Annotated in this window: 14 protein-coding genes and 1 pseudogene; 5 read left to right on the top strand and 10 right to left on the bottom strand. The window is 60.6% G+C overall.

All coding sequences use genetic code 11. From position 1 onward, the window contains the following. The first annotated feature begins 32 nt into the window (after positions 1–32). From EJ076_RS00825 to groL, 3 genes and pseudogenes are all read left to right on the top strand, one after another. A complete protein-coding gene (locus EJ076_RS00825; RefSeq protein ID WP_063169239.1) occupies positions 33–380 on the top strand; it encodes a hypothetical protein in 348 nt (115 codons plus the stop codon). A 62-nt stretch (positions 381–442) separates the two neighbouring features. Beyond that, positions 443–736, top strand: a pseudogene (gene groES / locus EJ076_RS00830) (co-chaperone GroES); the annotation flags it as partial. 65 nt (positions 737–801) lie between these two features. Next, positions 802–2,457, top strand: coding sequence for a chaperonin GroEL (gene groL, locus EJ076_RS00835; protein ID WP_063169240.1), 1,656 nt, complete (start codon positions 802–804; stop codon positions 2,455–2,457). 157 nt (positions 2,458–2,614) lie between these two features. Here groL and EJ076_RS00840 read toward each other — a convergent pair whose 3' ends face one another. From EJ076_RS00840 to EJ076_RS00850, 3 genes are all read right to left on the bottom strand, one after another. After that, positions 2,615–3,616 (bottom strand): zincin-like metallopeptidase domain-containing protein, encoded by a 1,002-nt coding sequence (locus tag EJ076_RS00840; protein WP_063169241.1) that lies wholly within the window; start codon positions 3,614–3,616, stop codon positions 2,615–2,617. A gap of 732 nt (positions 3,617–4,348) precedes the next feature. Next, complete coding sequence (locus tag EJ076_RS35545; protein ID WP_126057771.1) at positions 4,349–4,654, bottom strand: thioredoxin domain-containing protein; 306 nt, start codon at positions 4,652–4,654, stop codon at positions 4,349–4,351. Positions 4,655–4,804: 150 nt separating this feature from the next. Beyond that, the gene (locus tag EJ076_RS00850) at positions 4,805–6,019 is read right to left on the bottom strand and encodes a cation:dicarboxylase symporter family transporter (protein WP_210326676.1); all 1,215 of its coding nucleotides are present in this window, start codon (positions 6,017–6,019) and stop codon (positions 4,805–4,807) included. 706 nt (positions 6,020–6,725) lie between these two features. Here EJ076_RS00850 and EJ076_RS00855 point away from each other — a divergent pair. Beyond that, the gene (locus EJ076_RS00855; RefSeq protein WP_024505560.1) at positions 6,726–7,115 is read left to right on the top strand and encodes a hypothetical protein; all 390 of its coding nucleotides are present in this window, start codon (positions 6,726–6,728) and stop codon (positions 7,113–7,115) included. 189 nt (positions 7,116–7,304) lie between these two features. Here EJ076_RS00855 and EJ076_RS00860 read toward each other — a convergent pair whose 3' ends face one another. The 3 genes from EJ076_RS00860 to EJ076_RS00865 all read right to left on the bottom strand — a co-directional run bounded on the left by EJ076_RS00860 (position 7,305) and on the right by EJ076_RS00865 (position 8,322). Continuing rightward, complete coding sequence (locus EJ076_RS00860) at positions 7,305–7,550, bottom strand: hypothetical protein (protein WP_063169243.1); 246 nt, start codon at positions 7,548–7,550, stop codon at positions 7,305–7,307. Positions 7,551–7,724: 174 nt separating this feature from the next. After that, positions 7,725–7,859 carry a hypothetical protein gene (locus tag EJ076_RS35940; protein ID WP_256754986.1) on the bottom strand — a complete coding sequence of 45 codons (135 nt, stop codon included), beginning with the start codon at positions 7,857–7,859 and terminating at the stop codon, positions 7,725–7,727. Beyond that, a complete protein-coding gene (locus EJ076_RS00865; protein WP_224570941.1) occupies positions 7,852–8,322 on the bottom strand; it encodes a hypothetical protein in 471 nt (156 codons plus the stop codon). The genes EJ076_RS35940 and EJ076_RS00865 overlap by 8 nt, the downstream gene beginning before the upstream one ends. A 599-nt stretch (positions 8,323–8,921) precedes the next feature. On the opposite strand from EJ076_RS00865, the gene EJ076_RS35550 reads away from it, so the two are divergent. Further along, positions 8,922–9,170, top strand: coding sequence for a DUF6074 family protein (locus EJ076_RS35550; RefSeq protein WP_063169245.1), 249 nt, complete (start codon positions 8,922–8,924; stop codon positions 9,168–9,170). A gap of 365 nt (positions 9,171–9,535) precedes the next feature. Here EJ076_RS35550 and EJ076_RS00875 read toward each other — a convergent pair whose 3' ends face one another. From EJ076_RS00875 to panB, 4 genes are all read right to left on the bottom strand, one after another. Further along, entirely contained in the window at positions 9,536–10,168 is a 633-nt protein-coding gene (locus tag EJ076_RS00875) for an acyl-homoserine-lactone synthase (RefSeq protein ID WP_063169246.1), read from the bottom strand. Positions 10,169–10,260: 92 nt separating this feature from the next. Further along, a complete protein-coding gene (locus EJ076_RS00880) occupies positions 10,261–10,980 on the bottom strand; it encodes a LuxR family transcriptional regulator (RefSeq protein WP_063169247.1) in 720 nt (239 codons plus the stop codon). Positions 10,981–11,078: 98 nt separating this feature from the next. Next, entirely contained in the window at positions 11,079–11,987 is a 909-nt protein-coding gene (panC, locus tag EJ076_RS00885) for a pantoate--beta-alanine ligase (protein ID WP_063169248.1), read from the bottom strand. Then, positions 11,984–12,820 carry a 3-methyl-2-oxobutanoate hydroxymethyltransferase gene (gene panB / locus EJ076_RS00890; protein ID WP_063169249.1) on the bottom strand — a complete coding sequence of 279 codons (837 nt, stop codon included), beginning with the start codon at positions 12,818–12,820 and terminating at the stop codon, positions 11,984–11,986. The genes panC and panB overlap by 4 nt, the downstream gene beginning before the upstream one ends. Positions 12,821–12,870 lie beyond the last annotated feature (50 nt).

Consider the following 12,870-nt stretch of genomic DNA (forward strand, 5'->3'; position numbering starts at 1 on the left):
GAAGGGGCTCGACTTGCAAAAAGGAGTTGTCAATGACGTCTTACGTTCGCACCAACAGCCCGGCGCAGGTGCGCTCACTGTCCACCTTTGGCAAGCATCTGCAAAGGAGCGTGCTGACGGCGACGCTGCTTGCCGCGGCTTCGACGGGAAGTGAAGCGCAGCCCTATGTTCGTGCTGACGGCAGCACGACTGACGACTTGGAAGCGGCGCGAGCAAGTTGGCGTCATGACGCCGAATTCAATGGAAATGTGGGGCTCGCAGCCATCAACGCGGATGCCGCGTATGCGTTGGGTTCCACCGGGGAGGGGGCCAGAGCTCCTCGCCTGCCCTCGTCCGTCTTGACGAGTGCCCGCTTACAGCCTACCTCACTATCGCGTTAGCACTCGTCCATCGCGAGTGCTAACAAAAACCCCTCAACAGCGCACCAGGGAAAAATCCGAAAATGGCAAAGTCGAAGTTCCGCCCGCTGCATGACCGCGTGGTCGTTCGCCGGGTCGAATCCGAATCCAAGACCGCTGGCGGGATCATCATCCCCGACACGGCAAAGGAAAAGCCGCAGGAAGGCGAGATCATCGCTGTCGGCTTCGGCGCTCGTGACGAAGCTGGCAAGCTGGTCCCGCTGGACGTCAAGGCCGGCGACCGCATCCTGTTCAGCAAGTGGTCGGGCACGGAAGTCAAGCTCAATGGCGAAGACCTTCTGATCATGAAGGAATCCGACATCATGGGCATCATCGGCTCATATCAGGCCCTTTCGTCAACTGAATTCCCGGGCTCGATTGAAGCCCCTGCCAGGAGCTAAAAATGGCTGCCAAAGACGTAAAATTCTCCCGCGATGCCCGCGAGCGCATGCTGCGCGGTGTCAACATCCTCGCTGACGCGGTGAAGGTCACGCTCGGCCCCAAGGGCCGCAACGTGGTCATCGACAAGTCGTTCGGCGCCCCGCGCATCACCAAGGACGGCGTCACCGTCGCCAAGGAAATCGAGCTTGAGGACAAGTTCGAAAACATGGGCGCGCAGATGGTCCGCGAAGTTGCTTCGAAGACCAACGACATCGCTGGCGACGGCACCACGACCGCGACCGTTCTGGCGCAGTCGATCGTCCAGGAAGGCCACAAGGCCGTTGCCGCCGGCATGAACCCGATGGACCTGAAGCGCGGCATCGACCTCGCGGTAACCGACGTCGTTGCGACCCTGATCAAGAACGCCAAGAAGATCAAGACCTCCGAAGAGGTTGCCCAGGTCGGCACCATCGCCGGCAACGGCGATGCTTCGGTCGGCAAGATGATCGCCGAAGCGATGCAGAAGGTCGGCAACGAAGGCGTCATCACGGTTGAGGAAGCCAAGACCGCCGAGACCGAACTCGAAGTCGTCGAAGGCATGCAGTTCGACCGCGGCTACCTCTCGCCCTACTTCGTCACCAACGCCGACAAGATGGTTGCCGAACTCGAGGACGTCTACATCCTCCTGCACGAGAAGAAGCTGTCCAACCTCCAGGCCATGCTGCCGGTTCTCGAAGCCGTCGTGCAGACCTCGAAGCCGCTGCTCATCATCTCGGAAGACGTCGAAGGCGAGGCTCTGGCCACGCTGGTCGTCAACAAGCTGCGTGGCGGCCTGAAGATCGCCGCCGTCAAGGCGCCGGGCTTCGGTGATCGCCGCAAGGCCATGCTGGAAGACATCGCCATCCTCACCGGTGGCCAGGTCATCTCGGAAGACCTCGGCATCAAGCTCGAGAACGTCGGCCTCAACATGCTCGGCCGCGCCAAGAAGGTGTCGATCTCCAAGGAGAACACCACCATCGTCGACGGCGCCGGCAAGAAGGCCGAGATCCAGGGCCGCGTTGCCCAGATCAAGCAGCAGATCGAAAAGACCACTTCGGACTACGACAAGGAGAAGCTGCAGGAACGTCTGGCGAAGCTCGCCGGCGGCGTTGCGGTGATCCGCGTCGGCGGTGCGACGGAAGTCGAAGTCAAGGAAAAGAAGGACCGCGTCGATGACGCCCTCAACGCGACCCGCGCGGCCGTCGAAGAAGGCATCGTTGCTGGTGGTGGCGTCGCGCTGCTGCGCGCTTCGGCCAACATCAAGGCCACCGGCGTCAATGCCGACCAGGCCGCCGGCATCAACATCGTGCGTCGTGCGCTGCAGGCTCCGGCCCGCCAGATCGCGGCCAACGCCGGTGCGGAAGCATCGATCGTTGCCGGCAAGATCCTTGAGAACAAGGGCGCGACCTTCGGCTACAACGCCCAGACCGGCGAGTATGGCGACATGATCGCCATGGGTATCGTCGATCCGGTCAAGGTTGTCCGTACGGCTCTTCAGGACGCGGCCTCGGTCGCCGGCCTGCTGGTCACCACCGAAGCCATGATCGCGGAGGCTCCGAAGAAGGAGTCGGCTGGCGGCGGCATGCCTGGCGGCATGGGCGGCGGCGGCATGGGCGGCATGGGCGGCATGGATTTCTAATCCAGCTCTGGCAGCTTTCGCAACGAGAGGGCGGCATCAATGCCGCCCTCTTTTTTTGCGAACCTCGGTCCGATGAACGATCGACGCCAACGCCGGCCATCGGCGTTAGGGCAACCTCAAAAGAACTGTCGAGTTGGTTGCGCGCGGCTTTGCGTCATCAGAGGCGCAAGGCGGTCGCGTGTGAGGATTGCGCGCTCCCATAGGCGGTTTCGGCATGTGCCTCGCCTTCGACATCGACATTGCGGCCAAGCAGGAAATCGGCGGCTTTCGAGGCATGGCTTGCGGCGCGGAAGATGGCGCGGTTGTCCTCGCGCAAAACCGTCAGCCATGAGCCGATGTAGTCGGCATGGCGCACGGTCGGCTCGATGCCGAGACTGCTGCAGATGAAGGCTGATGCGATTTCGGCGACCAGTTCCTCGCGCGCATAGGTGTTGGACCCGAAGGAGCCGGACAGGTCGCGCGCGAGTCGCCTCGGGTGGCCGGTCCAGTGGCCAAGCTCGTGAAAGCAGGTCCGGTAATAGTCGATCTGGTGGAAGAAAGCCGGCTGCGGCGGCACCTGTATGGTGTCGCTGCCGGGCATGTAGAAGGCGCGCTCGCCGCCGACGCGAAAATCAGCGCCGGTTGCATGAATGAGCGCCTCGGCCTGCGGGACCATCTCGCGCTCAGGCAGAGGCTCGCCGGCGGCGTAAAGATGTTCGGGCAGATTATCGCACTGCGCGACATTGAAGACGGTGAAGCGCTTCAGGAAGGGCACCGCCTGCGGTTCGTCGCCATCGGTGTCGGCGCGTTGCTTTTCGTTCTTGGGAACAAAGCGGTCAGCGTGAACGATGGTGGTGCCGTGCTCGCCCTTCCTGACATTGCCGCCAAGCGAAAGCGCCTGCCGGAAGGTGAGCCAGTTCTGGCTGGGGAAACCGCGCTCGATGACCGCGCCCCACAGGATCAGGATATTGATGCCGGAATATCGGCGCTGGGTGGCCGCATTCCGCGGCAGGCCGAGGCCTGTCCTTGCCCTGCCCCACGGCTTGACCCATGGCACGGTGCCGCGCTCCAGTTCGGCAATGATGCGGTCGGTGATTTCCTGATAAAGGCTGGCGCCGGTGCGCCCGCCGCTGTCTGCGCCAGCCTGTCGGCTGCCGCAACGTTTGTTGTTTGCACGCATCGTGATGTCCTCCGCTCTACAATCGCGCGCCCTCCCCGGAAGCGGGGTGGGCGGCAAAAGCGACCGGAAAGGCCCGCCGTCGGAGGCGGACTGCATCAGCAGGACCGGAACGGAGTGGAGGACCCGAAAGCGACAAGCGAAGGGTTGCGGGACGCCGCGGCGGGCCTAGAAGGGAGTGCTGCCCACCCTGCGCCAGGGGGAAGGCCACAATAGAAAGACGCCGGCCGACAGGCCGGCGACCGTCAGCAGCCGAAGGCTGCCCCGCGCCAGGGGGCGATGCCGCAGGGCCAAGACCGCCTGAGCTTGCCGAAGAAAAGCGGGCTCGGTTCACGAGCACCCGGCCAGCGACTTCAGGCGCGGGCGCTCAGGATTGTTGTTGGCGCCCACGGCAGCTGGATGACCGCAACAAGATTACGAGGAGCGACAGCAAAGCCAGCTGCCACAAACGGCACGCTCCGGCAACAACAGCGTGGCCGGTCTACAGATGCTGCCCCGCACGAGAGCCAGCACGCTTTGAGCGCGCATCGGCGATGCAAGCGTTGCAAGCTGGCCATGTCCACAAGGTCGGCGACCACTATATCGCCGACCACCAACGCGGGCGTACCGTCTAAGTGCAGACCTTTCGCGAGTGCGCGGACGCGCGCATTTCATCTGCGATGGCCGGATCTTGCATTCCCGCTTGAGCTGCTCAACGTCAAGGCCTACACGCGCTGCGATCTTGAGAGTGACCCTTCAACTGGGGGAAATCATAAGGGCGCGGTGGAATTCGTCGAACTTTCCCTGTTTTCTCGAGGCGAGTGCGGCGAAGGCTGGGAATTGGGAATCCGGTCCCAGGACCGGGAACTGTTTGATCACAAGCTTCAGATTGGGCTCATGCTTGAAGGCTTTTTGGTAGTTGATATCAGCCAGTCTGCAATGCGGACAGTTGTGGTAGTCATTGAATATGACCAGAACGGCATCGCCTTGCGGGTTGCCGGCGATTGGCGAAGGAGATCGTTGTCGAATGCGCCGCTCCACTTTTGCCTGTCGGTCGACCACGCCTGCCGGTGCAGGTTCGCGCTATATTGGCTCGCCAGCAAGGCGAGGAGTAAAAGAAGAGCTGCGACAGTGATGGCAGTCGGCTTAGACATGAGTCTCCAATCCATGGACGGCGTGGCAGCAACGGCCGCCTTTTTGGTGTAAAATGGGTCAGTTTTGATCGTGCCCCGCAGTTGCTACAGGCGCACAGGTGCCGGTGCGATCTGGCGGTTTCTCAAATACGGCTTTGCGCCATCGGGTCCACCCCAATAGCTGAGCGTCGTTCGCACGGGGAATTGTGTTCACCACGCCGGGCGACTTGACCGTCCACCGCCAGAGCGCTGAACGGTCCGCTAGTGAGGCGCTCCCCGAATCGTCGTTTATCCCGCTCGCCCCGGACCGGGTGACAGCCAGCGTTGCCGCTACGCTGCGGAGAAAAACCGTCAGCGCGTGGCATTCGGACATAAGCTGATCGACGCCAAGAATAAGCCCCACGGAGGTGACCGGTGCGGCCGGAACAAGAAAGAGCGTTGCAGCCATTGTGACGAGGCCTGCACCGGTAATGCGGGTTGTTCCGTTCGAAGGGAACAATGCGACAAACAGCATGAGGATCCGGCAGCCGATCGGGAGATCAGTTTTCGTCGCTTGGGCGATGAAAAGGGCGGCGAGCATCATATTCGTGCCGTCCAGATTGAATGGAATGAGACCCACGACCGAATGCGTGGCGCCGGCCTTTTCCATCTTCTCCATGAGCGAGGCCAGCGCGGCCTCTGAGGAGGACATTGCGAGCAGCAGCTCGTCCTTGATGTATCGGACGAGAGAGAAGAGCGAGCGGCCGTTGTAGCGGCAGACCGCGCCGAACAGGATCGAGAGGAACAGGACCGAGAGGAACAAGACTTGCAGGATGTCGCCTTCCGCGAAGGCACTGGCAATCGTTGACGGGATGATGTTCATCAGGAAGCTGGTCACGGACTGCTCGTGAGCCGTGGCCACATAGCCCTTAACGGCTTCGACATCGAGCGAGGCCGGATCGATGTTGAGGCCGGCGCCAGGCTGAACGATATTCGCGACAATCAGCCCGACAAGGAGTGCTAGCGTCGAGAAGGTAAGGAAATAAACCATCGCCTTGGCGGCAACTCGGCCGACCTTCTGCAGATCGCTCATGCCGGCAATGCCGGTCGCCATTGTCAGGAAGATGACAGGTACGGTGATTATCTTGACGACATCGACGAAGGCATCGCAGAGCGGCTTCAGGCTGTGGCCGGTCTCCAAATGGAAATAGCCGATTGCGGCACCCAGGATTATGGCGGCAAGTACCTGCACGTAGGTCCGGGCAAAATGGCGCTTGCGGGGCGCTAAGATCGCGCGGGGAACTCTTGGAACCAACACCGTCTCTCTCCTTGACCGGATCGGGGTGGGGCTCCTCCCTCTCCCATGCAGTGCTCCGGTCGAACGCTGCGCCCACTTCGGCGCAAACGATGTGCCAAATAGCAAGAGGGGAAAACGCGCAGGACCTCACGCAATGCTTGCGATTCGCTCTCCCACACTCGTGCAGTGGTTGCCTGTCGCAACTATGGAAGGGTCGATTCTGGGAACTCCAAAGGCCGCTCTTTGCGTCGACGCAGCTTGGCTGCCTGGAAGGTTCCCTCTTTGCCTTGCGGTCTGCGAGCTGGGTCCAGATGGTCATCATTTGGCTGCGCGCTGCACGGGGCTCGAAAGATTCAATCGAGGACGGGTCCTCTTGGAAAACGGGGGCAGCGTTGGTCAAGCCCTTCCACCCTGCTGTCCCAATGGTGTTCAGAAGCTCAGTTCACGATCAAGCGATGGATCAGCGTCATCTGGCGTTTGCGCCATCGCGGCGGCGTTGCAACGGGTCTGCCAAAGATGAGCAGGCCGCGAGGCAGGGTCCGAGACCTAGACTCCAACCTCATAGCGCGCTCGGCTCGCGTTCGGAAGGTTCGAACCGCAGCACGATCAGGTGGCGACACCGTTGGTCGGAACCGGAACCCGACGAATGATCGTTCGTGACCGACATCTGTGAACAAGCAGTATGTGTCATTGCAATCACCACCCGTTGCGCGGAAATGCCCATATGGCCGTGAATGAACTGGATTTGGTGATTTTCCAGATGGCGGTGGAAAGCGTCCGCTTGCTCTCTTCAAGCTTTGATGAGAAGGCGGCTGAGATAGCCACGAGGAGCCGTGGTAGCCTTCTTTTTGACGTGCGGGTGGACGGTGACCTGGAGGTCCAGCGAGTCGCAGCCATTGGATATCCAGGCGACAAGATCGGTGTGGTGGCATTGGACCGAGAGGGCCTTGTTAGCTGTTGTTGCCTTGTCAATGGCACCTTCTCACCTTTCATTGCACCGTTGGAGAACTGGACCAGCATGCCCCTTTCGATGCAGGCCCAGATCGATGTCACAGGCTATGCGAGGCTCCTTCTGGCCGCCTTGCGAAATGCTGGACATATGCTGGACAGGTAGCATCGCGATGATGTCTGTGATGAGATGGTGCAAACGGCTGGATGAGGCGATCGCTTGCTGGCAGCTTTGGCAACAAAGCGATCGGTGAGTTCGCAATGCTGGAACACGTCCTTTAGACTCTGCAGTTAAGTTAGCGGACTACCATCTGACGAATGCCCTCTGACAGTCTGCATGGCGCGGCATGCCCTCTTAGGAATGCAGCCGTGGTTCTACACCATCGGCTGTTTTTGTGTCGAAGGCGACGGGCACGCCATGAACGAAGGAAGCGGCCGCCAACAGTTCCTCCAACTCGCGGTCGGTGGCCTTGCATGCCGGCATTAGTGTTCGGATGGCGCGGATCGCCTGCGCCATGGAGAGAAAGCGGACCCTTCCCCTGGAAAGGACATAGGCTTCTGCGGCTTTTTCGACGGTGACGGTGTGAAACGAATTGGTCATGACGAATTCCTCCCTGAACCCTGACCAACCCGACTTATGGCACGAATTCGACCGCCTTCAAGCCTATGTCCGATTGCGGACAATCGCTGCGATTCGTTCAAAACCGCTGATGCTTTTGGGCGACCTGGTGAGGGGCAAGGAGACGTCGGCTGAACCCGTTTCAACCGACATGCTTCAGGCAGCGGCCAGGCCGAAATAACGCTGCTCCTCCTTGTCATAAGCGCCATGTGTGAGCTTTATCAATCCGGCACGGTCGATGATCGTGATCTCGCCGCGCTTGGCGTGCACCAGTCCTCGATACTCAAGCATTTGCAGGGCCGTGGTGACCCCGGGCGGTGGGCGCGAGCATGGTCGCCAGAAATTCATGCGTCGGGAGGATCTTATCTCCTTCCGCACGGTCGTGGACCATCAGCTGCCAGCGGGCCAGCCGTTCTTCGACCTTGGAGTGGCCATTGACCAGTGCCGTCCGGCATGATTGGACGAGGAACGCGTGGGCATAGTCCAGCACTGAGGTGCGAAGCGACGGGCTAATCGCAGGGCGAAGGTTTTCAACCGGCAGGCGCCAGGTAGTGCTTTCCTTTCCGAGAATGACGGCAATTCCTTTCATCCCGTCATAGCCGACAATGCCGACTTCACCTTGCCGCCCGCCGGTCATGGTGGCGACCACCGACGCGATGCCCCTCTCGGGAAAATATACGTTCTTGATCGGCTGATGCGCGACCTCCAACTTGTCCTTGATGCCCGGTTCGACGTGATGCAGCGATGGTCGCAAAAGCGCGAAGTCCTGCGGGGTGAGGGCTTCAGCACCTGGTCGCGAAAGAGGGATCGGGCAAGGCTCTCTTCCAACGGGGCAAGAGCGCGTACGTCTTACTGTCGGCTGCACCGAAGTAAATGCCGGCCGATGCCAAAGCATAGGCTTCGAAACGCGCGATTGCAAAGCCCTGTCGGGGCAGTGCAGTCATGCTAGAAGTCGCGCCGCCTACGATAGGCAGCGGATGACATGATTCCCTTCTGCGGCGGCCACCAAGAACGGCTCGGGCACGCTTTAATCGTTCATACACAAGCTCGCAGGAATGTAAGCAGCGGAACAGTCGGGTGATTCGTACCGCCCTGCCCTTTCAGAGATCAAGTCATTGGACGTCAATTCGGCTGGAACGCCTCGTCGAACGGCCCAGGAAAATGCAGCCGGATGAGCAATGGTGGTTCACCTTATGTGCGGTCCCGGATATGCGGTCCGGCGGCTCATCTCCCAATGGCTTGTCGATGGGGAAGTGGAACTCGTCATGTCGCCGCGAACCGTCACCGCGCTAGCGGGGCTCTTTTGAAGACGCCGGTGTTTTTCTTTGTGGAACTGAATCTGTGAGGTGATTGATGCATGAATCAAACATTTGCGTATTTCCGCTGCATCGGCGACGTATATTGGTCGAAAGTATCGCCCAGGCCCTCGAGACCAAGAACGGCGAGGCGGCGAGCGCGTTCTGGCGCTGTGCCGCCAAGAAAATGCTCATTCAATTGTCCGATGTAGGAATTGCGCCAGAGCTCGCTGCGCAGGAGGTTGGAAGCCTTCTTCATGCGGTCTTGGACGACATGGCCAACCGAACGGTAATGCACAAAGCATAGGCTCGGGCGCTGTTGGACCGCGCGTCAGCTCGGGTCCTTATCGGGGGACTGCTCCGACTGGCCGACGGTCCGGCCAAACCGGCATACCGGCAAAGCTTTGAGGTTGCGATCGCTCACGGCGGCCGGTCCAATATTCTAAGACGACCTCAGAAGCCACGTTGGCTTCTTTGGACGAAGCGGAGGGGCGCCATTTTGGCGTGCTCACGCTGGACTGCGGGTTGCGCCTACGGAAATCCAAAGTCCGGCCGCGCGAGCCAATCGACCGGAACAGTCGAAAGCTCGTGGGGCGGGTCCGCTCACCCTCACGGCGGCGGTGGCGGCCGTGAGCAGACTTAACTCAAGTCACGGCTGAGCATCCGCAGGCGCTATGCCGATTGGATGAGAACTGGTTGCCACAACACCGGCCCGTTGAGGCGTCCCCTCCAGCGGATGCGCAAGAGACTGGCGTAGGAAATATCGAGGAAGCCGGCGACTGCCTCGGTGTTGCCGACCTGCTTGGGCTGTCCGATACGTGACAACGGCCAGGTCGCGAGACGAAGGATCCTTTCGATGCGCGTATCTGTCACCGTTACGATCCCGGAGAGATTGTTGGCCAAGCCGAATTCGATGATCCCCGCGAAGAGCTCGTAGGTTGCTTGGGCCAGGCCGCCAGCTGCCTTCGGCGCTGTCGCAGGGAGATCGAGCGCGAAACGACTACTCTCCCAGATATCGGCACTCGCAGGGACCACCATCTCATCCAGCAGCGTCGGAAACGTATCGCGCAACATTGTCGGTCCGGTGGTCGGCAAAAGGCGGACGCAGCCGCAAGTTCGCCAATCGGACCCCTTGAGAAGCAGGTAGACGGGGTTCAGGCTGTCAAACGAGTCCGTTTCCATTTCGCCTTCGGTCTGCACTTCCCAATCGAGCCGCTTCTTGAAAACCCGATACCTAAGTCCGTGCATTTCCTTGAGTTCGCTCGCAAACTCGGCGTAGCAGTCGGGTGTTATCAGCTGCATCATTGTCGTCTCCGTGCGGGATGTGTCCACGCAATCGAAGGGCAAAGCCGTCATGAATGCAGCCTGTAGACCTTTACAGCTAGACTTGGAGAGGATCAGGATCTCGCCCGAGCAGCCATCCGCACTACGGCCTGGTTGATGGTTCGCACGCCAAGCTTCGCCTTGGCGTTTTCCTGATGGAAGGTCACGGTGCGTTTCGAGACACCGAGAATCTGGCTGATATCCCAGGCCGACTTGCCGCACGCCGCCCATTTCAGGCACTCGAACTCCCGCCGGGTGAGCATTATGCCATCTACCACGCAATCTTCGGCGAGCCTGCGCCGGGCATGGATATGAACGTTGATCGCAACCAGTTGCATTGCTTTTTCGTAGCGCGTCAGCGACCTCAGAAATGGCGGATGCGCCTCGTTGGAGGCGAAGGTCAGTGCGGCGAACCGGCCGCGATGATCATGCATCGACATGGTCAGTCCGCCGCGAATGCCGAACTCAGCTGCTTTTTCCAGGACTTCCTGCTGAGAGGTCGGCAAATAACGGTGATCGCGGTCCACACCCCAGTCGAAGGTATCCCAGCCCCGCAGTCCCCGCAGGATCACGGGATCCACGCTGTGGTAGCGCTGTTGCAGGTAATGTGATGTCCATGATGATGGATAATTCGAGATCAATCGCGGCCTGTCGCCGGAAGCGGATGGGTAGGTGAAATAAGCGAAGAGCGGAAAGTCGAACCCGGCTGCGGCGGACGCCATTGCCTCATGGAGATCGACGGCATCGACGCTTGCAGAGAGTTGCTCGACCAAGGTTTCAAATACGCGATGCATCTGCGCTTAGCGTACCTCGCGGAGGTTGCTGGAAGCCGACGGAGACGTGGTTCTAAATGATGGCCTGTCCCTGCAGGGCATACGACGCGCCGCCGTCATCACCGCAATTGCTGTGCTGCTTCCGATTGGAGAGAGCTCCGCCCACCTGACCAACTACCGATGGGTGATATTGCGACGTTATCGATGAGCCGCGTGTCGCCAAGCCAAGCCGCAGCAAGCAAGCGTGCCGGTCGGTCAAGGCTTGCTAACGATTGCAGGTCTGTTTCTCCGCGAAGCTCCAGGTATTCGAGCTCGCGATAGCCGGCAGCCAGAATTGCTGCACGCGCTTCATCAAGCGTAGGCAGGATGGGGGAGCCGCGTGCAAGCCGCTCGGCCGTATCGAGCAGGACCGATGCTAGTTTTGGGGCAATGGCGCGTTGGGCTGGGGAGAGCCGCACGTTACGCGACGATAGCGCAAGACCATCGGCTTCGCGGACTGTCGGACAGGGCACAATAGTGATCGGAATGTCGAGATCCCGGACCAAGCGCCTGACAAGCTGAAGTTGCTGAAAATCCTTTTCGCCAAAAAAGGCGAAGTCAGCGCCGGCCTGCAGGAAGAGCTTGGCCACGACCGTCGCCACGCCATTGAAATGGCCGAGCCGGAATGCGCCGCAAAGGCATTCGCTGATGCCGGACACTGAAACGGCCGTGGCGAAGCCCACCTGGTACATTTCCTCTGTGTCCGGCACATAGAGCAGATGCGTGCCCAGCAGAGCGAGCTTGGCAGCATCGTCGCTTTCCGTCCGAGGGTAGGCAATCAGGTCGGCGGGGCTGTTGAACTGCTTGGGGTTTACGAACAGCGTCACGATCACCCGCTCGGCCCTTTCGAGCGCCTTCCGCACGAGGCTCAGATGCCCGTCGTGCAAGGCTCCCATGGTCGGCACAATACCGATCGTGGCACCCGAGCGACGCCATTGCGCAACGACGCCGCGCAGCTCGCTCACGGTTCGAGCGATCGGCACGCTCATGTGAAGTCACCGGCCTTCAAGGCGTTGACATAGAGATGTTCGACCGCCGGAAAGTGCCGGTTCCGCATATCGGTGGCGTAAGCGGCGATTGCCGCCTCAGCCTGCTCACCGAGCTCGGCATAGCGTTTGACGAACTTCGGCCGAAATGAGGTGAAGAGCCCGAGCATATCGTGGCTCACCAGAATCTGGCCGTCGCAAGCTGGCGAGGCACCGATGCCGATGGTGGGTATGTCGATATCGGCGGTTATCTGCCGTGCAAGCTGCTCCGGTATCTTTTCCAGCACCAAGGAGAAGGCGCCAGCTTCAGTTACCGCCCTGGCGTCGCGCCTGATCCGCTCTGCATCGGCTCCCCGGCCCTGCACACGATAGCCTCCAAACGTGTTTACCGCCTGCGGCGTCAGGCCCACATGGGCCATGACAGGTACGCCGCGCGCGGTAAGGAAGCGGATGGTTTCCGCGATGGTCTCGCCGCCCTCGATCTTTACCGCTGAACAACCGGTCTCACCCATCACGCGCGCAGCGTTGCCGAAAGCGTGCTCTGGGCTTTCCTCGTAGGAACCGAAGGGCAGGTCGACGACCATCAGCGCGTGTTCAAGGCCGCGGCGAACGGCCTGTCCGTGCATGATCATCATGTCGAGCGTGACCCCCAGCGTCGACGACAGGCCGTGCAGCACCATGCCGACGCTGTCGCCGACAAGAACGATGTCGCAGTGGCGATCGAGCAGCCTCGCGACCGGCGTGGTGTAGGCCGTCAAGCATACAAGTGGCGTCTGGCCTTTTCGCGATCGAATATCTGGAGGAGTCATCCCTTTTATCTCACCAGCCGCGCTCAACCGAGGCCCCTTCCCTTACGTTACCAACAGCGGGTGTCGCGTTTGGCATA

Origin of the sequence: Mesorhizobium sp. M7D.F.Ca.US.005.01.1.1 (assembly GCF_003952545.1) — a bacterium.
GTDB lineage: Bacteria > Pseudomonadota > Alphaproteobacteria > Rhizobiales > Rhizobiaceae > Mesorhizobium > Mesorhizobium loti.

What these genes read in the sequence shown, in the direction of transcription:
- EJ076_RS00825 (WP_063169239.1), top strand. Translation starts at nt 33, where the DNA reads ATGACGTCTTACGTTCGCACCAACAGCCCGGCGCAGGTGCGCTCACTG.
- groL (WP_063169240.1), top strand. Translation starts at nt 802, where the DNA reads ATGGCTGCCAAAGACGTAAAATTCTCCCGCGATGCCCGCGAGCGCATG.
- EJ076_RS00840 (WP_063169241.1), bottom strand. Translation starts at nt 3,616, where the DNA reads ATGCGTGCAAACAACAAACGTTGCGGCAGCCGACAGGCTGGCGCAGAC.
- EJ076_RS00855 (WP_024505560.1), top strand. Translation starts at nt 6,726, where the DNA reads ATGGCCGTGAATGAACTGGATTTGGTGATTTTCCAGATGGCGGTGGAA.
- EJ076_RS00860 (WP_063169243.1), bottom strand. Translation starts at nt 7,550, where the DNA reads ATGACCAATTCGTTTCACACCGTCACCGTCGAAAAAGCCGCAGAAGCC.
- EJ076_RS35940 (WP_256754986.1), bottom strand. Translation starts at nt 7,859, where the DNA reads ATGCTTGAGTATCGAGGACTGGTGCACGCCAAGCGCGGCGAGATCACG.
- EJ076_RS35550 (WP_063169245.1), top strand. Translation starts at nt 8,922, where the DNA reads ATGCATGAATCAAACATTTGCGTATTTCCGCTGCATCGGCGACGTATA.
- EJ076_RS00875 (WP_063169246.1), bottom strand. Translation starts at nt 10,168, where the DNA reads ATGATGCAGCTGATAACACCCGACTGCTACGCCGAGTTTGCGAGCGAA.
- EJ076_RS00880 (WP_063169247.1), bottom strand. Translation starts at nt 10,980, where the DNA reads ATGCATCGCGTATTTGAAACCTTGGTCGAGCAACTCTCTGCAAGCGTC.
- panC (WP_063169248.1), bottom strand. Translation starts at nt 11,987, where the DNA reads ATGAGCGTGCCGATCGCTCGAACCGTGAGCGAGCTGCGCGGCGTCGTT.